The 23,048-nt window shown below is 65.2% G+C and carries 21 protein-coding genes and 1 tRNA gene; 7 read left to right on the top strand and 15 right to left on the bottom strand.

Translation table 11 applies throughout. The features are described 5' to 3' along the window. Window positions 1–76: 76 nt before the first annotated feature. The 4 genes from dxs to EQG66_RS05875 all read right to left on the bottom strand — a co-directional run bounded on the left by dxs (window position 77) and on the right by EQG66_RS05875 (window position 4,826). Complete coding sequence (gene dxs / locus EQG66_RS05890) at window positions 77–2,005, bottom strand: 1-deoxy-D-xylulose-5-phosphate synthase (protein ID WP_129403670.1); 1,929 nt, start codon at window positions 2,003–2,005, stop codon at window positions 77–79. Window positions 2,006–2,085: 80 nt separating this feature from the next. After that, the gene (locus EQG66_RS05885; RefSeq protein WP_129403669.1) at window positions 2,086–2,556 is read right to left on the bottom strand and encodes a Fur family transcriptional regulator; all 471 of its coding nucleotides are present in this window, start codon (window positions 2,554–2,556) and stop codon (window positions 2,086–2,088) included. A gap of 44 nt (window positions 2,557–2,600) precedes the next feature. Next, window positions 2,601–3,977, bottom strand: coding sequence for a glutamate--cysteine ligase (locus EQG66_RS05880; protein WP_129403668.1), 1,377 nt, complete (start codon window positions 3,975–3,977; stop codon window positions 2,601–2,603). A 78-nt stretch (window positions 3,978–4,055) separates the two neighbouring features. Continuing rightward, window positions 4,056–4,826, bottom strand: coding sequence for a 16S rRNA (uracil(1498)-N(3))-methyltransferase (locus EQG66_RS05875; RefSeq protein ID WP_129403667.1), 771 nt, complete (start codon window positions 4,824–4,826; stop codon window positions 4,056–4,058). Window positions 4,827–4,881: 55 nt separating this feature from the next. Between EQG66_RS05875 and ubiA the strand changes: the two genes are divergently transcribed. Continuing rightward, on the top strand, window positions 4,882–5,784 hold the full coding sequence (gene ubiA, locus EQG66_RS05870) for a 4-hydroxybenzoate octaprenyltransferase (RefSeq protein WP_129403789.1): 903 nt from the start codon (window positions 4,882–4,884) through the stop codon (window positions 5,782–5,784). A 102-nt stretch (window positions 5,785–5,886) separates the two neighbouring features. Here ubiA and EQG66_RS05865 read toward each other — a convergent pair whose 3' ends face one another. The 6 genes from EQG66_RS05865 to EQG66_RS05835 form a co-directional block, all read right to left on the bottom strand. After that, a complete protein-coding gene (locus EQG66_RS05865) occupies window positions 5,887–6,165 on the bottom strand; it encodes a BrnA antitoxin family protein (RefSeq protein WP_181951787.1) in 279 nt (92 codons plus the stop codon). Next, a complete protein-coding gene (locus tag EQG66_RS05860; RefSeq protein ID WP_129403666.1) occupies window positions 6,125–6,397 on the bottom strand; it encodes a BrnT family toxin in 273 nt (90 codons plus the stop codon). The genes EQG66_RS05865 and EQG66_RS05860 overlap by 41 nt, the downstream gene beginning before the upstream one ends. Before the next feature lie 222 nt (window positions 6,398–6,619). Next, a complete protein-coding gene (gene smc / locus EQG66_RS05850) occupies window positions 6,620–10,075 on the bottom strand; it encodes a chromosome segregation protein SMC (RefSeq protein WP_129403664.1) in 3,456 nt (1,151 codons plus the stop codon). 54 nt (window positions 10,076–10,129) lie between these two features. Continuing rightward, complete coding sequence (locus EQG66_RS05845) at window positions 10,130–10,873, bottom strand: thioredoxin domain-containing protein (protein ID WP_245987897.1); 744 nt, start codon at window positions 10,871–10,873, stop codon at window positions 10,130–10,132. Window positions 10,874–10,909: 36 nt separating this feature from the next. Continuing rightward, window positions 10,910–11,587 (bottom strand): thioredoxin domain-containing protein, encoded by a 678-nt coding sequence (locus EQG66_RS05840; RefSeq protein ID WP_129403662.1) that lies wholly within the window; start codon window positions 11,585–11,587, stop codon window positions 10,910–10,912. A 30-nt stretch (window positions 11,588–11,617) separates the two neighbouring features. Beyond that, entirely contained in the window at window positions 11,618–12,163 is a 546-nt protein-coding gene (locus EQG66_RS05835; RefSeq protein WP_129403661.1) for a DUF721 domain-containing protein, read from the bottom strand. 26 nt (window positions 12,164–12,189) lie between these two features. Here EQG66_RS05835 and mutY point away from each other — a divergent pair, with 26 nt between their 5' ends. From mutY to EQG66_RS05820, 3 genes are all read left to right on the top strand, one after another. Continuing rightward, a complete protein-coding gene (gene mutY / locus EQG66_RS05830; RefSeq protein WP_129403660.1) occupies window positions 12,190–13,257 on the top strand; it encodes an A/G-specific adenine glycosylase in 1,068 nt (355 codons plus the stop codon). Then, window positions 13,250–14,146: an NAD(+) diphosphatase gene (nudC, locus tag EQG66_RS05825; RefSeq protein WP_129403659.1), complete on the top strand. Its 897-nt coding sequence runs from the start codon at window positions 13,250–13,252 to the stop codon at window positions 14,144–14,146. The genes mutY and nudC overlap by 8 nt, the downstream gene beginning before the upstream one ends. Window positions 14,147–14,209: 63 nt before the next feature. After that, window positions 14,210–15,556 (top strand): TldD/PmbA family protein, encoded by a 1,347-nt coding sequence (locus tag EQG66_RS05820; protein ID WP_129403658.1) that lies wholly within the window; start codon window positions 14,210–14,212, stop codon window positions 15,554–15,556. A gap of 42 nt (window positions 15,557–15,598) precedes the next feature. Here the strand turns inward: EQG66_RS05820 and metW are convergent, their stop codons facing one another. The 3 genes from metW to EQG66_RS05805 form a co-directional block, all read right to left on the bottom strand. After that, the gene (gene metW, locus EQG66_RS05815) at window positions 15,599–16,204 is read right to left on the bottom strand and encodes a methionine biosynthesis protein MetW (RefSeq protein ID WP_129403657.1); all 606 of its coding nucleotides are present in this window, start codon (window positions 16,202–16,204) and stop codon (window positions 15,599–15,601) included. Next, window positions 16,201–17,322: a homoserine O-acetyltransferase MetX gene (metX, locus tag EQG66_RS05810; protein WP_129403656.1), complete on the bottom strand. Its 1,122-nt coding sequence runs from the start codon at window positions 17,320–17,322 to the stop codon at window positions 16,201–16,203. Before metX ends, metW begins: the two co-directional genes overlap by 4 nt. A gap of 66 nt (window positions 17,323–17,388) precedes the next feature. Continuing rightward, window positions 17,389–18,231, bottom strand: a complete 843-nt coding sequence (locus tag EQG66_RS05805; protein WP_129403655.1) for a PilZ domain-containing protein — start codon at window positions 18,229–18,231, stop codon at window positions 17,389–17,391. Here EQG66_RS05805 and EQG66_RS05800 point away from each other — a divergent pair. Beyond that, window positions 18,207–19,322, top strand: coding sequence for a pyridoxal phosphate-dependent aminotransferase (locus EQG66_RS05800; protein ID WP_129403654.1), 1,116 nt, complete (start codon window positions 18,207–18,209; stop codon window positions 19,320–19,322). The genes EQG66_RS05805 and EQG66_RS05800 overlap by 25 nt on opposite strands. A gap of 11 nt (window positions 19,323–19,333) precedes the next feature. Here the strand turns inward: EQG66_RS05800 and EQG66_RS05795 are convergent. Further along, a tRNA-Leu gene (locus EQG66_RS05795) sits at window positions 19,334–19,416 on the bottom strand. Between the two features lie 152 nt (window positions 19,417–19,568). On the opposite strand from EQG66_RS05795, the gene EQG66_RS05790 reads away from it, so the two are divergent. Then, window positions 19,569–20,894, top strand: a complete 1,326-nt coding sequence (locus EQG66_RS05790; RefSeq protein WP_245987896.1) for an OmpP1/FadL family transporter — start codon at window positions 19,569–19,571, stop codon at window positions 20,892–20,894. 52 nt (window positions 20,895–20,946) lie between these two features. Continuing rightward, window positions 20,947–22,077 (top strand): flavodoxin-dependent (E)-4-hydroxy-3-methylbut-2-enyl-diphosphate synthase, encoded by a 1,131-nt coding sequence (ispG, locus tag EQG66_RS05785; RefSeq protein ID WP_129403652.1) that lies wholly within the window; start codon window positions 20,947–20,949, stop codon window positions 22,075–22,077. On the opposite strand, the gene EQG66_RS05780 is transcribed toward ispG, so the two are convergent. Then, window positions 22,074–22,913: a response regulator transcription factor gene (locus EQG66_RS05780; protein ID WP_129403651.1), complete on the bottom strand. Its 840-nt coding sequence runs from the start codon at window positions 22,911–22,913 to the stop codon at window positions 22,074–22,076. The two genes, ispG and EQG66_RS05780, sit on opposite strands and share 4 nt — an antisense overlap. Between the last annotated feature and the right edge of the window lie 135 nt (window positions 22,914–23,048).

Here is a 23,048-nt window from a genome sequence, read left to right as displayed (position 1 = left end):
GTGTCGCATTTCATGGCAGGATGGACCCTGAAACAAGTTCAGGGTGACGGTAGAAATAAAGGTAAACGCTTGGATATCACGCTATCGCCTCCGCCTCATCAATGCCCGCGCTGTTGTGGCGCAGGGCGGAGAGAACCGTGGCAACGATGCCCTCCGCATCCAGCCCGGCGTCGGCATATTGCTTTTCGGGCTTGTCCTGATCCTGAAACTTATCGGGCAGGCGCAGGGTGCGCAGCTTCAACCCCGCGTCGATCAGTCCCTCGTCGCTCGCAAGGGTAAGCACATGCGCGCCAAAGCCGCCGATGCTGCCTTCCTCCACCGTCACGCATACCTCATGCGTCGTGAGCAGGCGGCGGATCAGCGCTTCATCAAGCGGCTTGGCAAAGCGCAGGTCCGCTACCGTAGTGGGCAGGCCGCGCGCATCGAGCGCGTCCGCCGCTTTCAGAGCTTCCTCAAGACGCGTACCGAGCGAGAGTATGGCGACCTTCTTGCCCTCGCGCACAACACGGCCCTTGCCGATTTCCAGCCGCTGCGGCACGTTCGGCAATTCGGCGCCAGTGCCGTTGCCGCGAGGGTAACGCACCGCAATCGGCCCGTCATCGTAGCACGCCGCAGTATGCACCATATGCACCAGCTCCGCCTCATCGGCGGCGGCCATCACCACCATGTTGGGCAGGGTGGCGAGGTAAGTTATGTCAAAGCTGCCCGCATGGGTGCTGCCGTCCGCGCCGACCAGCCCGGCACGGTCCATCGCAAAGCGCACCGGCAGGTTCTGGATCGCGACATCATGCACCACCTGGTCATAGGCGCGTTGCAGGAAGGTGGAGTAGATGGCGCAAAACGGGCGCATGCCCTCCGCCGCCAGCCCTGCCGCGAAGGTCACGGCGTGCTGCTCCGCTATACCGACATCGAAGCAGCGGTCGGGATAGGCATCGGCAAATTTGTCCAGCCCCGTGCCAGACGGCATGGCAGCTGTGATCGCGCAGACCGTGCTATCCCGCGCGGCCTCGGCAATCAGCGCCTTCGCAAACACGCTGGTATAGCTCGGCGGGCCGGGCGGGGCCTTTACCTGCGTGCCGGTAACGACATCGAACTTCTGCACGCCATGATATTTGTCGTCCGCCGCCTCGGCGGGGGCATAGCCCTTGCCCTTTTGCGTGACGACATGGACGAGGCACGGCCCGTCCGCCATATCGCGCACATTTTCAAGCACGGGGATCAGCTGATCGAGATTATGCCCGTCGATCGGGCCGACATAATAAAAGCCCAGCTCCTCGAACAAGGTGCCGCCCATCGCCATCCCGCGCGCATACTCATCGGTCTTCTTCGCCGCGTTATGCAGCCTGCGGGGCAGGTGCCGTGCAAGCCGCTTGGCGAGATCACGCAGGCTCATGAACTCGCGGGAGGAAACAAGCCGCGCGAGATAGGCCGAAAGCCCGCCCACCGGCGGAGCAATCGACATATCGTTGTCATTGAGGATCACCACGAGGCGGTTGCCCGCGTCGCGGGCATTGTTCATCGCCTCATAAGCCATGCCGGCGGACATCGCGCCGTCGCCGATCACCGCTATACCCTTTCCGGGCCGATCCTGCATCTTGTTGGCGATGGCAAATCCCAGCGCCGCGCTGATGCTGGTGGAGCTGTGCGCCGCGCCGAACGGATCATAGTCGCTCTCGGAACGCTTGGTGAAGCCGGAAAGGCCACCGCCCTGTCGCAGCGTACGGATGCGGTCACGCCTGCCGGTCAGTATCTTGTGCGGATAGCATTGGTGGCCGACATCCCAGACGAGCTTGTCCTGCGGGGTGTTGAACACATAATGGATCGCGGTCGTCAGTTCCACCACGCCGAGGCCTGAGCCGAGATGCCCGCCAGTCGTGCCCACGGCGCTTATAGTCTCGGCCCGTAGTTCATCAGCCAGCTGGCGGAGTTGTTCCGGCTTCAGTGTACGCAGCTCGGCCGGGTAGTTCACCTGATCAAGCAGCGGAGTTAAAGGGCGATCATTCATAAGAAACCGGGTTCTCCACGCGCCAGTATAGACGGCGCAGTGCGCACTGTCGAACCCATTGCGTCAGATTGAAACATGTATCAAGGGGCAGTCGCGCAAGTATCGCACCTTCCCTGCACCTCGATCACAGTGCGGGTTGGCGCAAAACCGGTGCGTGTGGCCTGTTCGCGCAGATGAGCAGTCATGCTGTCATCATCAACATGGATCGCCCTGCCGCATTGCGTGCACACCAGAAAGATACAGTCATGCTGGCATCCGGGATGCGCGTTCACAAGATAGGCATTGGCGCTTTCCACCCGCGTGGCGAGGTTGGAGGCAACAAACAGATCGAGAATACGATAGACGCTGTTAGGCGCCACCCGCTTGCCTCGCGCCTGAGACACTACGTCCGCGATATCATAGGCTGAGCTGGGGCGAGACTGGCTGGCAAGCGCTTCGAAAATGCTCTCGCGCATCACCGTCCACTGCTCGCCCTGCGCTTCAAGTGCCGCTTGAGCTGCTGCGCGCAGGCGCTCGCCGGCCAGATTATGATGATGGTGATGCGCTGCCATTGGCACTGTTTAAGCAGAGCTTCGCATGGGCACAAGTGTAGGCTTCAGAAGCTCTCTTCAGCGTAGACACGAGAAAGGTCGCCTGCCCAAGCACCCGCATAGCGCGCCAGCAACGATTCGGCGGGTGTTTGCCCGCGCGCGACGACATCATGCAGGGCGGCGAGATAACCGGTCTCGTTGTTGCCGCTGGCGTCGAAACGCGCCCGCGCCGCCAGCCCCTCCTGCGCTATATCCAGAACCTGGGCGGCGATATCCTGCAATGTCCGCCCGCCCGGCACCGGCGCCTTGAGACCGAGGCGCGGCACCGAATCGCGCAATGTCTGGCGCGCGTCCATGCTCCAGTCCTTCACCAGATCCCATGCGGCGTCGAGTGCGCCTTGATCATAGAGCAGGCCCACCCAGAAGGCGGGCAGTGCACATATCCGGCCCCACGGCCCGCCATCCGCACCGCGCATTTCGAGGAAGCTTTTCAGGCGCACTTCCGGGAAAGCGGTGGAGAGATGGTCGTTCCAGTCCGCGATCGTCGGCTTTTCGCCGGGCAGGGCAGGCAGGCGACCATCGAGGAAATCGCGGAAGCTCTGGCCCGCAGCGTCGATATACTTGCCGTCGCGATAAACAAAGTACATCGGTACATCGAGCGCATAATCGGCATAGCGTTCATAGCCAAAGCCATCCTCGAACACGAACGGCAACATACCTGTGCGCGCCGGATCGGTGTCTGACCAGATATGGCTGCGGTAGGAAAGCATGCCGTTCGGCTTGCCCTCCGTGAACGGCGAATTGGCGAACAGGGCGGTGGCCAGCGGCTGAAGCGCCAGGCCGACTCGAAACTTCTTAGCCATATCGGTTTCAGACTGATAGTCCAGGTTAACCTGTATGGTGCATGTACGCAGCATCATATCCAGCCCCATACTGCCCACACGCGGCATATGGCGCAGCATGATGGCATAACGGCCCTTGGGCATGACAGGCAGCTCCGCACGCGTTTTATCCGGCCACATGCCGAGGCCAAGAAAACCTAAGCCAAGCTTGTCGCCTACAGCCTTCACCTGAGTCAGGTGTCGCCCCGTCTCCGCGCAGGTCTGATGCAGGTTTTCCAGCGGCGCACCGGAGAGCTCAAGCTGCCCGGCGGGTTCGAGGCTGATTGTGCCGTCCGACCCGGCGAGAGCGATAACATGCTCACCCTCATACACCGGCTGCCAATCATAATCCGCCGCCAATCCGGCCAACAGATCGCGTATGCCGCCCGGTTCATCATAAGAAGGCGCGCAGCGATCCGCCGTGCGATAGACGAATTTCTCGTGTTCGGTGCCAATGCGCCAGCGCTCCGGCGGCTTTTCTCCGCGCGCGAAAACCGAGATCAATTGATCTCGCGTTTCAATGACGGGATCATCCGCTCCCGTATCCGTTCTGGTGCTCATCCCGTCAGCCTGCCCCTGTTGTGTGGGGGCAGATAGGGACTGCGCGTGCCGCAATCAATCGGGGGGCAGCGAGAAAGACTATTTCCCATCTGCAATAATATCTGTCGACCAGTCGCCATTTGCGCTCATCCAGCAGGCGGTGGCGGCTATCGCGGCGGTTTCCGCGCGCAGGATGCGGGGGCCGAGCGTGATCGGCACGGCGGCAGGGTGGGCGCGGATGGCATCGCGCTCTTGCGCGGTAAAGCCTCCCTCCGGGCCGATCAGCAGCGCCGCCGAGCCGGGATGCTTGGCAAAGCCAGTGCGCATAGGTTCGCCGCCCAGCTCATCCGCGAAGAACAGCGCTCGCCCCTTCGGCCAGTCACGCAGCAACATATCGAGCTTCGCCATGTCCGCCAACTCCGGCAGGGCGGTGCGGCCGCATTGCTCCGCGGCCTCGATCATCTGCGCGAACAGGCGCTCAGGATTCAGCTTGTCTACCACACAGCGCGAGGTGAGCACCGTGACGATGCGGGCGACGCCTAACTCTGTGGCTTTTTCCACGGTGAAATCGATTCGGCCTTTTTTGATCGGGGCGACGCATAGCCAGAAATCTGGCACTGATTCCAGTGACTTAGACTGATCCACGCACTCCAACACGAGGTCACGCTTGCGCAGCGCGCCTGCCCGCGCCGCCCACTCGCCATCCCGCCCGTTGAACAGCAGCACAGCGTCGCCGTCTTTGATTCGCATGACCGAAAGCAGATAGTGCGCGGCATTGCCGTCTACTTGTACCTGCGCCCCCAAACACAAATCCGCCTCAACATAAAGGCGCGGGGCGCTGCGCGGCGGCCAGGCGGGGGTTGCGGGCATGCGGGACTTCCTCCAAAGAAACGGCACCATGTCTCAAGACGCGCAAAAGGCCAATATGCAAGCCGCGATCGTGCCGGATAGCGAAGCGCGTGGCCTGATGGGCCTGCTGCCGCCCCGCCTGCGCGACCTCATGTCGATGGCACGGCTGGACCGGCCGATCGGCTGGTGGCTGCTCTATTGGCCGGGCGCTTGGGCAATCGCTCTCTCTGGCAATGGCCTTGCGCACTGGCGCATGATGCTGTGGTTCCTGTTGGGCAGCATCGCCATGCGCGGCGCGGGATGTGTGTGGAATGACATTGCCGACCGGGAACTGGACCGCAAAGTCGCGCGCACGGCATCCCGGCCTCTGGCAAGCGGAAGGCTGAGCGTGGCCCAAGCCGCGCTGTGGATGGGCGCGCTATGCTGTGTCGGCCTTGTCGTGTTGCTGCAATTGCGGTGGCAGGCACAGCTCGTCGCGCTCGCCAGCCTCGCGCTCGTCGCCGCTTATCCCTTCATGAAGCGCATTACATGGTGGCCGCAAATATGGCTGGGCCTTGTGTTCAGCTGGGCGGCGCTCGTCGGCTGGGTGGAGATGACGGGCGGCCTTAATCTTGCGGGTGCGCTGCTCTATGCGGGCAGCATCTGCTGGGTGGTGGGCTATGACAGCATCTACGCGCTGCAGGACCGGGAGGATGACGCGCTGGTCGGCATCCGTTCCAGCGCGCTTGCCATGGGGCGGCATGTGCGCGCGGGCGTGGGTGGATTTTACGCGGCGGCACTGGCGTTGTGGGCGGGCGCGATCTGGTACGCCCGGCCTGATCCGCTGGCGCTCATCGCGCTAGTGCCAATGGCGGCGCATCTGGGCTGGCAGGTAGCAACGCTGAAGGAAGATGGCGCCGATCCGTTGCAGAAATTCCGCGCCAACCGCTTTGCCGGGCTGCTGATGTTCGCCGCCTGCGTGGTGGTGGGCGCGAGCTAAACCATCGCGCCAAAAAGTGGGAACCGGTTATTGGCAAAAAAGCGATGCGACAAAACAAAAACTGAGAGCGCGCTGACTGATCCAGATTTAACGCAGCGCGCTCTAAATCCCAAGGATTTTCCGCAGCTCCGCATTGATGCGGCTCTGCCAGCCCTTGCCGGTGGCACGGAACTTCTCCAACACATCGGCATCGAGCCGCAGCGTCACTTGGCGTTTGGGATGTTCGAGGCGCGGACGGCCCGGCTTGGTGAGCGTGCCGCTGGCCGGGCGGATGAGCTTGTCGCCATGCCATATGGCGGCGCGGTCCCACTGCTCCGGCGTCCATTCCGGCAGGTCGTCGTCATCCCAATCGGGTAGCAAAGGCTTTCTGCTCTCGGTCATTGCATTTTCTCATCGATATGACCCTGATGCCGCGCGATATCGGCGTCCACGCAATCATGACCAGGCGGCCGTTGATTCGACCGTAAGTCTGATAGCGCAGTTCGGGGTAGTCGTATCGATCATCCTCCTGCGTGAAATGGGCATCATCAAAAATCTGGCCGGCATCGGCAAAGTCGAGGCCGCGATGGATCAACGTCCAATGACGCTTGGCCTCGTTGTAACTGAGTTCCATACGTTCATTCCTTTGGCGAAGCTGCGCCAAGGACGCAGCGGATTGTTGGGATTGATCATTCTCTTTCTCCGTTGCTCAGTTTGCTCAGTTTGCTCAGTTTGCTCAGTTTGCTCAGTTTGCTCAGTTTGCTCAGTTTGCTCAGTTTGCTCAGTTTGCGCTCTTTTCAAAGATTTTTGTATCTACAAAAACCTCAGATGTCAACAATTTTTGCAACTACAAAAATCACTCCGCCGCCAGCAGTTCCTCGGCCCCGCCAAGGTCGACCGACACCAGCCGCGACACGCCTTTTTCGATCATCGTCACGCCGAACAGGCGGTGCATGCGCGCCATCGTCACGGCGTTGTGGGTGACGATGAGGTAGCGGGTGCTGGTATCCCGCACCATCTGGTCCAGCAGATCGCAAAAGCGCTCTACATTGGCGTCATCCAGCGGCGCATCGACCTCGTCGAGTACGCAGATTGGTGCCGGATTGGTTAAAAACAGGCCGAATATAAGCGCCACAGCGGTTAGCGCTTGTTCCCCGCCCGAAAGGAGGGTGAGCGTGGAGAGCTTCTTTCCCGGCGGCTGGGCGAGTATCTCCAGCCCCGCCTCCAGCGGATCGTCGCTCTCGATCAGCTCTAGCCGCGCCTGCCCGCCGTTGAACAGAGCGGAGAACAGGCGGCGGAAATGGCCGTCCACCGCCTCGAACGCGGCCAGCAGGCGGGCGCGCCCCTCGCGATTGAGGCTGCCGATCGAGCCGCGCAGCTGGTGGATGGCCTGGGCGATCTCGGCGCTTTCCACGCGGCTGGTTTCCTGCGCCGCTTCCAGCTCCGCCAGCTCCTGCGCGGCGATGAGATTGACCGGGCCGATGCGCTCCCGCTCCTGCGTGAAACGCTCCAGCTCCGCCTGCTCGGCATGCGCGGTGCGGACATCGGCGCTGGCGAACCCGGCGCGTTCGGGCAGCACCGGGGGCGGACATTCGAACCGCTCTCCGCACAGCCGGTTGGCCTCGGTGCGCTGGGCAACCGCGGCCTCTGCACGGGCGAACGCGCCGGCACGCGCCTCGCGGGCGAGAGACAGCGCCTCGCCTGCCTGGCTCAGCGCAGTTTCGGCGGTTCGCAGGGCGGCTTCGGCGGCACTTTCCTCGGCCTGCGCCGCGCTCGCCCGCGCGCTCAGCCCAGCGCTTTCCTCCGCCAACGCCTCTGCCTCGTGCCCAAGCCGCTCCGGCGCGCCTGCCAGCACGGCCCGCTCCTGCGCCATGTCTTCCTCGCGCGTGGCCATATCCGCGAGGCGCTTGCCTGCCTCGCCAGAACGGCTTTTCCAGCGCCTGATCTCGCCCTCGGCATCGGCCAGCCGCGCGCGATCCGCACCGAGCGCGCGTTCGGCCAGCGCGCTGTCGGCGCGGAGCTGGCTCACCTGGCCATGCGCCGCCTCGCTGGCCTGAGACAGCGCGGAAACGAGCGCCCGCGTCTCGGCCCCATCCGGCATATCGGCGAGCGCAGCCTGCGCCGCTTCATGCTCGGCCAGAGCCTCGGCCCGTTGCGCTTGCGCCTCGTCCGCGCGGGCGGAAATATCCTCGCGCCGGGCGGCAAGGCGCTCAAGCTGTGCTGCAACGTCATCGCGCGTGCGGGCAGCGGCGGCGGCATCCCGCTCCGCCTGCGCCAATGTGGCGCGCACCGTGGCAATCTTCTGCTCGGCGGCGGCGGCGGCCTGCACCGCCTCAGCCAAGGCGGCGCCAGCCTGCTCCACAGCAATACGGGCTTCGGGCATCTGCGCCGCAATCGCCTCCAGCCGGTTGGCGCGGATCAGGCGCTGGGCAGTGGCGGCCCCGGCAGCATCCTCGCCCCCGCGCGCGGCAAAGCCATCCCAGCGGCGCAGCGCGCCATCCTTCGTCACCAGCCGCTGGCCGACGGCAAGCGCCTGCCCCGCGTCCGCCTCCGCCACCGCAATCTGCGCGAGGCGGCGGGCCAAGGCGGCAGGCGCGCTGACAAAGGCGGAGAGCGGCTGCGTCCCTTCGGGCAGCGCCGGGTCATCCGCGCGCGGCTCCGCCCCGCCCCAGCGGCGCGCGGCAGAGGCATCCAGCCCCACCTCCAGCTCATCACCCAGCGCGGCGGCGAGGGCATGTTCAAAGCCCGGCGTGGCCTTGATATGATCGAGCAGCCGGTCCTTGACCCCGCCGCCAGACCCCAAAGCGCGGGTGAGCGCCTGATGCTCCCCCTCCAGCGCGGCGAGCGCGGCCTTGGCGACAGACAGCGCCGACTCCCCCTCGGAGCGCGCCTGCGATGCCAATGTGCGCTCTGCCTCGGCGGTCGCGAGCCCGGCTTCCGCATCGGCCCGCCGCGCCTGCGCTTCGGTGTGAGCGCTGGCCGCTTCCTCGCGCCGCTCAGCCAGCGGCCCGGCATCGGCCAGCGCTGCCAGCTCCGCCGCCAGCCGTTGCGCATCGCGCTCGGCACGTTCCAGCCGCCCCTGCGCCGCGGCCAATGCCGCCTGTGCCACCTTGAGTTCCGCCTGTTCGCCCGCCTGAGCCGCCATCGCCTTGGCCAGATCCAGCTCGGCGTCGCGCGCCTGCTCCTGCGCGGCGGCGATGCGGGCGGCATAGCTGGGCATCGCTGCTTCTGCTGCGGCGATGCGCTCTTTCAGCGCTGCACTTTCTTCCGTCAGGCGGGCAATAGCCTCCGCCGCGTCGTGCGCCAGCGCATCCTCTCGCGCGCGGTCTTCGGCGAGCCTCCGCTCCTGCGCATCAAGGTCTGCAAGGCGGCGCACAGCCTCCTCCTGCCGCGCCTTGAGGGCAGAGAGGCGGTGGCCTGCGTCATTCGCGGCATCCCGCGCCGCCTGAGCGCTGCTGCGCGCTTTTGCCAGAGCCTCGGTCGCGGCAGTGGCATGGGCTGCGGCGGCGGCATGCGCCTCTTGGGCAGAGCGCACCGCCTCCTCCCGCGCCGTCGCCTCGGCCTGAGCGGCAGCAGCAGCGGCATCCGCCTCGCGCCAACGGGCATAGAGCGCGCGCGCCTCGGCCAGCTTGATCTGATCGGAGAGGCGGGTATAGCGCTCCGCCGCCTTCGCCTGCCGCCGCAGCGTCTGCGCCCGCAGTTCCATATCGGCGAGAATCTCATCGAGCCGGGCGAGATTGGCCTCGGCCGCGCGCAGTTTCTGCTCGGCATCCTTGCGGCGCACATGCAGGCCCGCAATGCCAGCCGCTTCCTCCAGCATCGCCCGCCGTTCCTGCGGGCGCGCGGCGATGACGGCGGCGATCTTGCCCTGGGAGACGAGCGCCGGGCTGTGTGCGCCTGTAGCCGCATCGGCGAACAGCAGGGCGACATCCTTGGCGCGCACATCCTTGCCGTTGGCGCGATAGGCGCTGCCCGCGCCGCGCTCGATCCGGCGCACGACCTCCAGCTCGCCGTCCGCGCCCACATCGATCGCGGGGATGCTCTCTCCCGGCGCGACGCCTGCCATCAACAGCACTTCGGCAAAATCGCGCTGCGGGCGGGTGGCGGTGCCCGCGAAGATCACGTCTTCCATGCCGCCGCCGCGCATCGAGCGGGCGGACGCCTCGCCCATCACCCAGCGGATTGCTTCCAAGAGGTTGGATTTGCCGCAGCCATTGGGGCCGACGATGCCGGTCAGCCCCTGCTCGATGCGCAGCTCGGTCGGTTCGACGAAACTCTTGAAGCCGGAGAGTTTGAGGCGGCGGATTTCCATCGGCGCGTCAGTCCCGCGCCGAAAAAGTCAGGAGAGAGTGGCCCCCCGCCCGGTTCAGAGGCCCGCCTCCGTCAGCTTGGCGCGCAGACCCTCCCAGCCCGCAACGCCCTCCACCACCTTGCCATTGAGCAGGAAGGTGGGTGTGCCGCTGATGTCATATTGCTTGGCGCCTTCCTGCGCCTTGTTGACGAGGCCATCGGCAGCCTTGGGATCGGCAAGGCACTGTTTCGCCTTGGCCTCCGGCACACCGCGCTGCTTGGCGAAGTCGACAAGGCCGGTCGTCGTCCCCAGCGTAACGAACCGCTGGTTTGGCGGCTGCTTCAGCGCCGCCTCGGCAGCCTTGGGATCGATCGCCTGCGCCTTGGCGAAAAAGTCCGGCTGGTTCGCCATCAGCTGCTCGGTCAGCGGAAAAAACGGCTCCGCCCCGCCGCAGCGGGCGAGCAGCGCCATCGCCAGATCATAAGGATCGCGCAGGAACGAGCGGAATTCATAGCTCAGCCGCCCGGTGCCCACCAACTTGCGCAGCGGCTCGGATGCCTGCGCGCTGAAATCGGCGCAGTGCGGGCAGGTGAACGACGCATATTCCACCAGCTTTACCGGCGCATCTGGGTTGCCCATCACCACGCCCATCTCCGGCGTCTCGGCGACAATGTCTGCCCATTGCTTGCCAGCAGGCGGGGGAATGTCCTTGCCCGCCGAGACCGTTTCGGTTTGGGCAGAGGCATCCTTTTTGTCACCGCATGCGGCAAGCCCAAAGGCCAGCGCGAGGACAGATAGCAGGGTGATGGATTTCTTCACAAGGATGGCTCCGGTCAGGCTTTGCTTGGGTCTAATTCACTTTGCAGGCGCGGGCAACAGGCCACGCAGGCGCCCCCAGTCATGCGCGTCGGTCAGTGTATCATTGAGGAGGAAGGAAGGGGTGCTGCGCACATCATCAGCAGATGCGCGGTTGGTCATTCCCAGCACGGCGTCCATTGCCTTCTGGTCAGCAAGGCAGGCTCGGCTCCGCGCCGGAGTCACGCCGCGTCCGGCTACAAGGGCAAGGAGGCCGATGCGGCTTGCGATGTCCGCCATGCGCGTGCTCTGGCCCATAGTGGCGGGATAATCTGGCGGGTCATTTTCCAGCGCAATCGCTTTGCCAAACCAGGTCTGCTGGGCGGCGAAGATCGCCTCATGATGGCCGGGGAAGGCCGCAGGCCCACCACAGCGGGCGAGCAGCGCGGCGATCAGATCATATTTATCCCGCACCAGATTGCGCACCTCGACCGCGACCAGCCCTTTCGCCACCCATCCGGCTTTCAGCGGCGCGGTGCTCTCCGCCACATAATGCGCGCAGTGCGGGCAGGTATAGCTCACATATTCCACCAGCTGGGTCTTCGCCGCCGGGTTGCCGATGACGTGCGCGCCTTCCCTGGTGAGCGTGACGGTGCGGGACCAGTCCTTCGCCGGAGCAGCCTGTGCGCCAACGGGGAAGAGCGAAAGGGCGAGAAGAAGGAGCAGCGCGCGAATCATGGGCGGGATGTGAACCTGAAAAGCTGAACGTCAGCTGATCTTGCCGATTGGCGGGCCGTTGCCAAGCCCCTGCGCCATCGCTTCCAGCACCGCGCGCAATTCCGGGTCGCCGATGTCGCGCAGCGAATCGCCGAGGTCGGCGGGAATCGGGCGCAGATTGGCGGGCGGCGGGCGGCGCTCCGGCTCACGGCTGGGCACCTCTCCGGGGCGTATCGCTACCCGTGCCACCGCTTCATAGCCGAAGAAGCGGTTCACCCGCTCGATGATTTCGGGGAGGATATGCTGAATGATCGGCTGGTGCCCGTTGGCGACGATAAGCGCCAGAGTGCCGCCCGATTTCTTGGCCGCAGGAAAGCGGATCGATTCGGGCGCGCTGATCCGCGCGGTGCGTTCCCCCACGATTTCGGCCCAGCGCGTGACGATGCTCGATTGCACAAAGCCGAACCGGCGAAAGGCCGCGCCGCCGATGCGCGGCATCAGGTCTGCAATGGCGCGCGGCGCACCGATTCGTTCCGGCGGCTCGGCTGAGGGCTTGCGCGGCTTTTTGGGCAGGGTCGGTTTGGCGGGTTCCGTCATCAAAGGCATCATGCCATAGCGGGCGCATGCCCGTCGAGCCGAACCTTCGCCAAAATGTCGCTGCGTTGCTGCTCGCGCATTATGACCGCCACGCGCGCAGCCTGCCGTGGCGCGCGCCGCCGGGGAGCCGCAATCTGCCCGATCCCTATCGCGTCTGGCTATCCGAGATCATGCTGCAACAAACGACGGTGGCGGCGGTGATCCCCTATTTCGACAAATTCACCACGCGATGGCCGACGGTGGCGGCACTGGCGGCGGCGGACGAGGCCGAGGTGATGGCCGCATGGGCGGGGCTGGGCTATTATGCGCGGGCGCGCAACCTCATCGCCTGCGCACGGGCGGTGACGCAGGATCATGAAGGCCGTTTCCCGGATACCGAGGAGGGTTTGCGCGCCCTGCCCGGCATCGGTGCCTATACGGCTGCGGCGATTGCGGCGATCGCATTTCAGAGGCGCGCGGTGGTGGTCGATGCCAATGTCGAGCGGGTCGTTTCCCGCCTGTTCGCACTCGAAACGCCGCTGCCTGCCTCCCGCCCTCTGATCCGCGAGGCGGCTGACGCCATCACGCCGCAAGCGCGCGCCGGTGATTTTGCGCAGGCAATGATGGATCTGGGATCGAGCCTGTGCGTGCCCCGCAATCCGCAATGCCTGCTCTGCCCCCTGCGCTCCTGCTGCGCCGCGCATCGTGAGGGGCGGGCAGAGGCCTATCCGGTCAAGGCGCCGAAGAAAGACAAACCCCACCGCCTTGGGCTGGTCTGGTGGCTGGAGCGGCTGGACGGCCATGTGTGGATAGAGCGGCGGGCGGACACCCGCATGCTCGGCGGCATGGCGGGCCTGCCCGATAGCGGCTGGGACAAGGGAATCGCGCGCGACGCCCCGCCGGTTGCGGGAGAGTGGGTGGTGCTGAATCGACCGGTTGAGCATGTGTTCACCCATTTCCGCCTGACGCTGACGGTGCAGCGCCTGCGCGTTCCCGCCGAAGCCGCGCCGGAATCGCCCGGCCAGTGGTGGCCGCTCGATCGGATCGGCGAGGCGGGCCTGCCCACCCTCTTTGCAAAGGTGGCGCGGGCTGTCATGAAGGCGGGCGATGACTGATCTTCCCGCTGACGCGCTCCCCGGCTTTTCCTCCTTCACACTCGACCGCTGCGACGATCTGCGCGCGGACGCAGCGGCGCTCAACGCGCTGATCGCCAGCCCGGAAGCGCGGCTGATCCTAATGCGCGGGCTGGACCCTGTGCTGGATGGCAGCGCACTGGCGCGCGCGGAGCTGCCGCATGACGCGCGGGCCGAGGACTATATCCTGCTGGGCAAGGATGCGTCCGGCGCGCCGCTGTTCGCCGCGCTGGCGCACGGCGCTTTGCCGCACGGAGGGCAATTCGCGCCGCACGTGCGGCAAATGGCGGCCAGCCTCTCGCCTGAAGAGCTGGGCCTTTATGGCGCGGCGCGGTCCCTTGTGGACTGGCACGCCCGCCACGGCTTTTGCGCGGTGTGCGGCGCGCCGACGCAGGCGCAGCGCGCTGGCTGGGGCAGGCGTTGCGGCGCTTGCGAGGCGGAGCATTTCCCGCGCGTCGACCCCGTCGTCATCATGCTGGCGGAGCATGAGGGCCGCGTGCTGCTGGGCCGCCAGCCGCGCTTTCCGCCACGGTTTTTCTCGGCACTCGCCGGGTTTGTCGAGCCGGGCGAGACGCTGGAAGGCGCGGTGGCGCGTGAGCTGTTTGAAGAGGCGGGCATTCGCGTGCGCACTATCCGCTATGTCATGAGCCAGCCCTGGCCGTTCCCCTCCTCGCTGATGATCGCCTGCACGGCGGAAGCGGAGGACGACGCGATCCGGCTTGACGAGAAGGAGTTGGAGCACGCCTTCTGGGCGAGCGCGGACGATGTGCGCGCCGCCTTCGCCGGAGACGAGGATGCCCCGTTCCTCGCCCCGCCGCCAATGGCCGTGGCGCATCATCTGCTGCGGCACTGGCTGGAATTGCAGGGATAGCGTTGCGCGCGGCCATGCCGCCCGTTATGGCCGGACCCCTCATTACACAGGATTTCCTCCGATATGCTTACCCTTGCCCAGGCCCAGGACCGCGCCCAGTCTCTTGTCGATGCCGCGCGCAAGGCGGGGGCGGATGCGGCGGACGCGCTCTATGTCTGCAATGCCTCGACCGGCGTTTCGGTGCGGCTTGGCGCGATGGAAGACGTCGAGCAGTCGGAGGGCGAAGAGATCGGCCTGCGCATTTTCGTGGGCCAGCGCTCCGCCACCGTTTCCGCCTCCGATCTGGAGCCACAGTCGCTTGTCGCCCTTGTGGACCGCTGCCTCGCCATGGCGCGCGAGGCGCCCGAAGACTCCTATGCCACGCTCGCGCCGCAAGAGCTGCTGATGCGCGCGCAGCCGCCTGCGCTCGACATAGTGGACGAGGCCCAGCCCGATCCCGCCGCGCTAAAAGAGCGCGCGCTGGCGGTGGAAGATGCCGCCCGGTCCATCCCCGGCATCACCAACAGCGAGGGCGGCGGCGCCAGCATGGGGTGCAGCCAGATCGCGCTCGCGACATCCCACGGCTTTGCGGGCAGCTATGCCGCATCCAGCCACGGCACATGGGCGAGCGTGCTGGCGGGCGAGGGCGCGGAGATGCAGCGCGATCATGCCAGCCACAGCGCGCGACACCTCGCCGATCTGGAAGCCGCCGCAGAGATCGGCCGCCGCGCAGGCGAACGGGCGGTGGCGCGCCTCGGCGCGGAAAAGATCAAGGGCGGGCCGATGCCGGTGATCTTCGATCCACGTGTATCGGGCAGCCTCATCGGCCATCTCATCGGCGCGATTGCCGGCTCGGCCATAACCCGCCGGTCGAGCTTCCTGCTCGATGATATGGGCAAGCGATTGTTCGACAGCGCCGTGTCGATCATCGACGATCCGCTGGTAAAGCGCGGTCTGCGCTCCCGCCCGTTTGATGGCGAGGGGCTGCCCACGCACAGGACGGCGCTGATCGACAACGGCGTGCTGACCGGCTGGCTGCTAGACAGCGCCTCGGCCAGGCAGCTTGGCTTGCAGCCCACCGGCCATGCCAGCCGGGGGACGAGCGGCGCGCCCGGCGTTTCCGCCACCAATGTGCATATGGCGGCGGGCGGCAGCAGCCCGGCGGAGCTGATGCAGGGCATCAAGCGCGGCATCTATGTCACGGAACTGATCGGCATGGGCGTGAACCCCGTGACCGGCGACTATAGCCGGGGCGCATCGGGCTTTTTGATAGAGGACGGTGCGGTGACGCGCGCCGTGACGGAAATCACGATTGCAGGCACGCTGAAAGAGATGTTCGCCGCGCTCGTCCCCGCCAACGATCTTGAGTTCCGCTATGCCATCAACGCGCCGACGCTGCGGATCGACGGGATGACGGTGGCGGGGGGATAGATTTTATCCGAAACCCGCAAAGCGGCCTGTTTCGGATCAAACTTACCTTCTCAACAAAAACACCGCATGTTCCGCGAACAGGTTGGCGTTCGCCGGGCGCGTGGGGCGTCCGCGATTCAAAAACCACTCCCCTTCGATGCTCCAGCCCTGTTCCTTCACCAGCGCGCGGAAATCGTCGATGGTGAGGTGGTGGATGTTGGGCGTATCATACCAGCGCTCAGGCAACAGCTTCGTCACCGGCATCCTCCCGCCGAACGCCAGAGAGGCGCGCACCCGCCAGTGCGCGAAGTTGGGGAAGCTGACGAATCCATGCGCCGCGATGCGCAACAGTTCGCCCAGCGCCAGGTCCGGCCTGCGCGTAGTCTGCAGCGTCTGGCTGAGGATCGCATAATCGAAGCTGTTGTCGGGGTAATAGCCGAGATCCGTGTCGGCATCGCCCTGAATGACGGACAAGCCCCGCGCCACGCAGTGCGCGACATTGGCGGGGTCGATCTCCAGCCCGCGCGCGTCGCAGCCGGGCTCCGCCTCCAGCGCGGCCAGCAGCGTGCCGTCGCCACAGCCGATGTCGAGCACACGCGCGCCGGGGCGCACATGCCCGGCGATCAGCGCGAGGTCTGGCCGCAGGGTGGAGAGCGTCGCGCCGTTCATCCGACAAACCCCGCGATCACGCGGTCCAGCTCCGGCACATCGAGCAGGAAGCTGTCATGGCCATAAGGGGCGGAAAGTTCGACAAAGCTCACCGGCGCACCGGCCGCGTTCAAAGCATGCGCGATCTTGCGCGATTCGCGCGTGGGATAGAGCCAGTCGCTGTCGAAACTGACCAGACAAAAGCGCGATTTCGTGCCCGCAAACACCTCCGCCAGCCTGCCGCCATGATCCTCGGCCAGATCGAAATAGCTCATCGCCTTGGTGATATAGAGATAGCTGTTGGCGTCGAACCGCCCGGTAAAGCTCGCCCCCTGATGCCGCAAATAGCTCTCCACCTGAAAATCGGCATCGAAGCCGAAGGTCTTGGAGGCCCGGTCCTGCAAGCGCCGCCCGAACTTCTCGTGCATGCTCTCTTCGGACAAATAAGTGATGTGCGCCGCCATGCGCGCCACCGCCAGCCCAGAGTCCGGCGCGGTGCCAGTGCCGTAATAATTGCCGCCCTGCCAGTTGGGATCGGCCATGATCGCCTGCCGCCCGACTTCCTGAAACGCGATGTTCTGCGCGGGCATGGCGGCGGTGGCGGCGATCACCATCACCCTGTCCACCCGCCCCGGCCAGTGCGCGGCGAGGCTCAATGCCTGCATCCCGCCCATGGACCCGCCAACCACCGCATGCAGCCGCTCTATCCCCAGCAGATCGAGCAGCGCAATCTGGGCGCGCACCATGTCGCGGATGGTGATGACCGGGAAACGCAGCGCATAGGGCTGGCCATCGCTGGCAAGGCTCGCCGGGCCGGTCGAGCCCATGCAACTGCCCAGCACATTGGCGCAGACGACGAAGTGCCTGTCGGTGTCGATCGGCTTGCCGGGGCCGACCGAGCGGCTCCACCAGCCGGGCTTGCCGGTGATCGGATGCTGGCTGGCGACGAACTGGTCGCCGCTGGTGGCGTGGCAGACCAGCACGGCGTTGCTGCGCTCCGCATTGAGCGTGCCATAGGTCTCGTAGGCGATCTCGACGTTATCCAGCGACGTGCCGCCATCCAGCATCAGCGGTTGCGGCAGGGTGATCCGCCGGTTGAGGCCGAAGCGGCTGTCATCTGGCTGTGCAGGGGCATCCATACAGGCAGGCGCTAGGCCGCTTAGGGCTTTGTTGTCAATCGGGATGCGCGGGCCGCGGTGCCCCTTTCATTCCCCGCGCGGGTGACGCTCCAGCCAGTGCGCCAGTTCGGAAAAGCCCATCGGCATATCGAAATGCAGGCCGATCATCCCATCATGCACCCAGCGTACCGTGGCGCTGCGCGGCGGCAGGCCTTCGATCCGGGCGACCACATGATCGTCCACCCGCGCCTCGTCGATCGTCTCGATACAGAGGCCATGCAGCGAGATGTTGACCAGCTCGCCGCTCAGGGTGTTGCCCTTGTCGTGCTGAAGATGCGCATGCGCCTGCACAAGAAAGCGGGGCGAACGCGGCAGCTTGCGCAATACGCTGCGTTGCGGGCGACCTTGCAGCAAGTCCGTCACGTCGACCGGATCATCAAACTCGATCCCGGCGGCATGATCCCCCACCCAGCGCACCGTGCCTGTCACAACCTTGTCAGACCGTAGCTCGATAGTGATCTTCTGACCCTGCTCGACCTCATGATAGATATCGAGCTTGGCGCCCTCGGCAGACATATTGCGCACGAGGCACAGCTGGTCATGCCCCTCCACCACAGCGCGCCCCACCTTGAGGACGGTCACGAAGCGTTGCGAGCCGTGGCGGCGATCTTCGACGGGCTGGCCATCGATAGCGACCGGAGCGGCATCCTCCTGGCTAATCTTTTTATGCAGCATACAAGTTCCTGAAAAACGGACAGAACGCACTGCCGGTTGATAGGCTGTATTATAGGGGGCAATCTTGATCCCGGCGTTGCCGGAGGTGCCTAACGCGCCATTAGGCACGATTGCCGCGCTCATCATCAACAAGGCTTGGCCCGGCGGCGCGATCTCGCTAAAGCCGCGCCATGACTGACAGCGCGCCTTTGCCATTTCCGCACCCCAAAGAGTGGATCGCGGCCATTGCCCCTTATGTGCCGGGCAAGGCGGCAGATGCGTCTGGCCGCCCGGTCATCAAGCTTTCCGCCAACGAGAACCCGCTCGGCACCGGGGCAGCCGCGCGCGCGGCCTTTGCGCAGGCAAGCGCGGACCTCGCCACCTATCCCGATCCCGGCGCGGCGCTGTTGCGGCAGGCTATTGCTGCGCAGCATGGCCTCGATCCCGCCCGCGTGATCTATGGCACTGGGTCTGACGAGCTGCTCCACATCGCAGCAAGCGCTTACGCAGGGCCGGGCGACGAGATCATCCATGTGCGCTATGGCTTTTCTGTCTATGAGATAGCGGCGCGGCGCGTGGGGGCCGTGCCGGTCGTCGCGCCGGACAAGGACTATGGCACCGATATCGACGCCATCCTTGCCTGCGTGACCGGCAAGACGCGCGTGGTATTCGTCGCCAACCCGAACAACCCGACCGGCACTTATTCTTCCCGCGCGGAGATAACGCGGCTCCATGCCGGGCTGCGGCCCGACATCCTGCTGGTGATCGATCAGGCTTACGCCGAATATCTGGAGCCGGAGGAGGAGGATGGCGCACTCGCGCTGGCGGAGAGTGCGCCGAATGTGCTCGTCACCCGCACCTTCTCCAAAATTCACGGGCTGGCGGCGGAGCGGATCGGCTGGGGCTATGGCAGCGCGCCGATCATCGATGCGCTGCACCGCATCCGGGCGCCATTCAATGTCACCACCGCCGGGCAGGCAGCGGCGGCGGCGGCGATTGCTGACACCGCATGGGTCCAGGCCAGCCGCGCGCATAACCGGGTGTGGCGGGGGTATCTCTGCAACGAGGTGGCGGCGCTGGGCAACTTCGGGCTGAGCTATGTTCCGAGCAGCGCCAATTTCGTGCTGGCGCGCTTTGCGGGGGCGCTCACCGGGCAAGCCGCGTTCGAGGGGCTGATGGCGGCGGGCTATGCCGCGCGCTGGCTGCCGGGGCAGGGCCTGCCCGATTGCCTGCGCATCACCATCGGCACCGAGGAGCAGATGCGCGCAGTCGCCCGGCTCTTGCGCGAGATGGCAACGCGCGCCTGAGGCCAACAAAATGGTGCGGCTAGAGGGACTCGAACCCCCACGGTTGCCCAATGGTACCTAAAACCATCGCGTCTACCAATTTCGCCATAGCCGCACGCCGCGCCCCCTGTATAACCGGGCCGATGCGCAGGCAAGGGCAGACTTGCAGCACAAATTTGCGGTCATAATCCTTCTGTTAACCTCGTCTCTTTACAACCGGGCCGTCACAAGGGAAAAGCCTGCGCACAAGGCAGGAGTGGGCGCGCGATGCAAAATCAGAATAATATCATAGTGATAAGCATGGCCTGCGCGGCAGCCGGCGCGGCATGTGATGCGCGCGCGGGCGGGTTTATGCTGCAAGAGCAATCCCAGCTTGAAATCGGCCGGGCCTTTTCCGGCGGCGCGGCGGCGGCGGACGATCCCTCTACCATATTCTACAACCCGGCGGGGATGACGGAGCTGCCCGGCATCCAGATTGCCACCGGCGCGACGGCGCTGTTCATCGATTCGCATCAGCGCGATCTGGGATCGACCATCACCAGAACGACCAGCGTTCCGCTGGGACCGTTCCCGACGTTCAGCAGCCCGATCCCGATCAGTGGTGGCAATGGCGGCAATCCGTTTGCGCCGGTCGTGCCGGTGCCGACCACCTATGCCTCCGCGCAGATTGGCCAGAGCCGCCTGTGGCTGGGCTTCGGCCTCAGCGCGCCGTTCGGCCTCAAGCTGCGCTATGCCCCGGATTTCGTCGGGCGCTATAACTCTACCTATTCCAACATGCTGACGCTGAACGCCCAGCCAAGCTTCGCGTGGCGCGTGAACAATAGCCTCTCCATCGGCGGAGGGCTGGACATCCAATATGCCGACGTGACGCTGGAGGGCGCAATGCCTTCTGCTGCGGCTGGTGGCTCGGACACCAAAGCCAAACTCTCTGGCGACGATATCGCGCTGGGATGGAATGCGGGCGTCTTGCTCAAGCTCGATGGCGGCCTGCGCATCGGCCTGCATTACCGCTCGCAGGTGAAGCATGACCTCAAGGGCAAGAGCGAGCTGAGCGGCTTTTCCGGCGCGCTCTCCGGCTTGAACGGCAGCACGCCGATCCGCTCTCCCCTCACGCTGCCGGGCAGCATCACCGCCAGCATCAGCTTCCCGCTGGACAGCAAGACCCGCTTCATGGCGACGGGCCGCCATTATAACTGGTCGGTATTTGACAAGCTGCGCGTGGTGTTCCCCGATGGCACTGTTTCCGCCAAGGATTATCAATATCGCGACAGCTGGAGCCTCTCGGCAGGCCTGGAGCATGTTCGCTCTGACCGACTGACGCTGCGCGCGGGCGCGATGTTTGATCGTACGCCCACCAACCCCGCGTTCCTCAGCACCCGTGTGCCCGATGGCGACCGGAGCTGGCTGAGCACGGGCCTCAGCTATCGCCTCAGCCCGCACCTGACATTGAACGCCTCTTACGCCCATGTGTTCATCGAAAAGCAGACTCTGGTGCGCACCGAATCGTTTTTCGGCCCGGTCGCCGTCGATTATCGCCTGCAATCCTCAGGCAATGTCGATATGCTGGCGACATCGGTGACGGCGCGCTTCTAACCTGCGCCGCAACCCGCTATAGAGTGGGCGATTCACATGGAGCGTCCCCCTGATGTCTGACCACAATCCCGGCCTGCGCCCCTGGCGCGACATCGCCCGGCGCACATGCCGCCAGATCATGGTGGGCAGCGTGCCGGTGGGTGGCGACGCGCCGATCACGGTGCAGACAATGACGAACACGCCCACGTCAGACCCGCGCGCGACGATCGACCAGATCCGCCGCTGCGAAGAGGCGGGGGCAGACCTGATCCGCGTCTCCTGCCCGGATGAAGAAAGCACGGCGGCGCTGAAACAGATCGTGCGCGCGGCGCGTGTGCCGATCATTGCGGACATTCATTTCCACTACAAGCGCGCGCTGGAGGCGGCAGACGCGGGCGCCGCCTGCCTGCGCATCAACCCCGGCAATATCGGCAGCGAAGCGCGCGTGAAGGAGGTTGTCGATGCCGCCAAGGCCAATGGTTGTGCCATTCGCATTGGCGTCAACGCAGGCAGCCTCGAAAAGGACCTGCTCGAAAAATATGGCGAGCCATGCCCGGATGCGCTGGTGGAAAGCGCGCTGGATCATATCAAGCTGCTGCAGGATCAGGATTTTCACGAGTATAAGGTCGCTGTGAAGGCGTCTGACGCGTTCCTTGCGGTGGCTGCCTACATGCAGCTTGCCGATGCAGTCGATTGCCCACTGCATCTCGGCATTACCGAGGCAGGCGGCCTGCGCTCTGGCACCGTCAAAAGCGCGATCGGCATCGGCAACCTGCTGTGGGCGGGGATCGGCGACACGATCCGCGTTTCTCTCTCCGCTGAGCCGGAGGAGGAAGTGCGCGTCGGTTATGAAATCCTGAAATCGCTCGGCCTGCGCACGCGCGGGGTGCGCGTTGTCTCTTGCCCCAGCTGCGCGCGGCAGGGCTTTGATGTGATCCGCACCGTGCAGGCGCTGGAGGAGCGGCTCCAGCATATCCGCACGCCGCTCTCGCTCTCGGTGCTGGGCTGCGTCGTCAACGGCCCCGGCGAGGCGCGCGAGACGGATATCGGCATCACCGGCGGCGGCAATGGCAAGCATATGGTCTATCTGTCCGGCGTGACCGATCATCATGTGCAAGATGAGGCGATGGTTGACCATATCGTCCGGCTGGTGGAGGCCAAGGCGGCGGAGATTGAGGCCGCGTCCAGCGAACAGGCCGCTTAAGACATCCCCGCCGCAAACGCGACCTTCAGCGTTTCAGACAGCGAATGTGTGCCCAGCTTGTCCATCAGGTGCGCACGATAGATTTCGACCGTGCGTGGGCTGATGCCGAGGTCGAGCGCGATCATCTTGTTCGATTTGCCGTGCAGCAGCCCGTTGAGAACATCGCGCTCCCGCGACGTCAGCCGCGCGATCTGGCTGCGGGCCTGCGCGGTAGCGGCGCTTTCCGCGCTTGCTTCACGCACCAGCGCCAGTGAATCCTCCACCACGCCGAGCAGATCGTCCGTCGCATAGGGGCTGAGCAGGCAATCGACCGCGCCCGCCTTCATCGCATCGATCGCAAGGCGCATATGCTGGGCGCTCGCCAATATTACGCAGGCAAAGCGCCTGCTTTCACGCGAGTGGCGAATGAAATCGAGCAGCGCGACAGAGTCCGTGCTTTCGCCTTCGCACCCATCGGCCGATACGATGACGCAGCCATCATCGAGCTGATCCACCGCCGCCAGAAAAGCTGCGCGAGAACGATAGGCACGCACCACCATGTTGGGCTTGCCGCTCAACAACTTGTGCAGAGCCGTGCGGCGCTCATCATCCGCGTCGATCAGATAGGCATGAACCAGCCCCGCGCCCGGCGGAGCCTCGACCGGCATGACCACGGCAAGCGCAGAGCGGCCAGTGCCGCGCGGGTCATATCCGCTTCGCGCAACGGCGGGCGCCATGTTCGCGCGGGCAAAGAGGCCGGAGCCATCCCGCTCGGCGGTAAGCAGTGCATCGGGCATGGCGAACAGGCCGCTGCTGCCGTTGGTGCGTATCGAACTGAAATGTGCCTTGACCGTCACGGTTAGCCCTCCCCCGCATCCGACTGGTCTGCGTTAAGGACATTATAGGATGACTACGGGCCGTGAATCCCCGATCTGGTCCATTTTGCGGGATTGTTTCGGCATTGCAGAGCCCCACAGGCCACGCGATACGTG

Origin of the sequence: Sphingobium fluviale, assembly GCF_004122115.1 — a bacterium.
Taxonomy (GTDB): domain Bacteria; phylum Pseudomonadota; class Alphaproteobacteria; order Sphingomonadales; family Sphingomonadaceae; genus Sphingobium; species Sphingobium fluviale.
The sequence above is the reverse complement of the archived record's forward strand: the minus strand, read 5'-3'. Positions and strand labels throughout refer to the sequence as shown.

Bases quoted from the DNA above. Each gene is read 5' to 3' on its own strand.
- EQG66_RS05880 (WP_129403668.1), bottom strand. From the start codon at position 3,977: ATGAGCACCAGAACGGATACGGGAGCGGATGATCCCGTCATTGAAACG.
- smc (WP_129403664.1), bottom strand. From the start codon at position 10,075: ATGGAAATCCGCCGCCTCAAACTCTCCGGCTTCAAGAGTTTCGTCGAA.
- metX (WP_129403656.1), bottom strand. From the start codon at position 17,322: ATGGATGCCCCTGCACAGCCAGATGACAGCCGCTTCGGCCTCAACCGG.
- EQG66_RS05820 (WP_129403658.1), top strand. From the start codon at position 14,210: ATGCTTACCCTTGCCCAGGCCCAGGACCGCGCCCAGTCTCTTGTCGAT.
- EQG66_RS05800 (WP_129403654.1), top strand. From the start codon at position 18,207: ATGACTGACAGCGCGCCTTTGCCATTTCCGCACCCCAAAGAGTGGATC.
- EQG66_RS05875 (WP_129403667.1), bottom strand. From the start codon at position 4,826: ATGCCCGCAACCCCCGCCTGGCCGCCGCGCAGCGCCCCGCGCCTTTAT.
- EQG66_RS05840 (WP_129403662.1), bottom strand. From the start codon at position 11,587: ATGATTCGCGCGCTGCTCCTTCTTCTCGCCCTTTCGCTCTTCCCCGTT.
- mutY (WP_129403660.1), top strand. From the start codon at position 12,190: ATGCCCGTCGAGCCGAACCTTCGCCAAAATGTCGCTGCGTTGCTGCTC.
- nudC (WP_129403659.1), top strand. From the start codon at position 13,250: ATGACTGATCTTCCCGCTGACGCGCTCCCCGGCTTTTCCTCCTTCACA.
- dxs (WP_129403670.1), bottom strand. From the start codon at position 2,005: ATGAATGATCGCCCTTTAACTCCGCTGCTTGATCAGGTGAACTACCCG.
- ubiA (WP_129403789.1), top strand. From the start codon at position 4,882: ATGCAAGCCGCGATCGTGCCGGATAGCGAAGCGCGTGGCCTGATGGGC.
- EQG66_RS05885 (WP_129403669.1), bottom strand. From the start codon at position 2,556: ATGGCAGCGCATCACCATCATCATAATCTGGCCGGCGAGCGCCTGCGC.
- EQG66_RS05835 (WP_129403661.1), bottom strand. From the start codon at position 12,163: ATGACGGAACCCGCCAAACCGACCCTGCCCAAAAAGCCGCGCAAGCCC.
- EQG66_RS05790 (WP_245987896.1), top strand. From the start codon at position 19,569: ATGCAAAATCAGAATAATATCATAGTGATAAGCATGGCCTGCGCGGCA.
- metW (WP_129403657.1), bottom strand. From the start codon at position 16,204: ATGAACGGCGCGACGCTCTCCACCCTGCGGCCAGACCTCGCGCTGATC.
- EQG66_RS05860 (WP_129403666.1), bottom strand. From the start codon at position 6,397: ATGGAACTCAGTTACAACGAGGCCAAGCGTCATTGGACGTTGATCCAT.
- EQG66_RS05805 (WP_129403655.1), bottom strand. From the start codon at position 18,231: ATGGCAAAGGCGCGCTGTCAGTCATGGCGCGGCTTTAGCGAGATCGCG.
- EQG66_RS05865 (WP_181951787.1), bottom strand. From the start codon at position 6,165: ATGACCGAGAGCAGAAAGCCTTTGCTACCCGATTGGGATGACGACGAC.
- ispG (WP_129403652.1), top strand. From the start codon at position 20,947: ATGTCTGACCACAATCCCGGCCTGCGCCCCTGGCGCGACATCGCCCGG.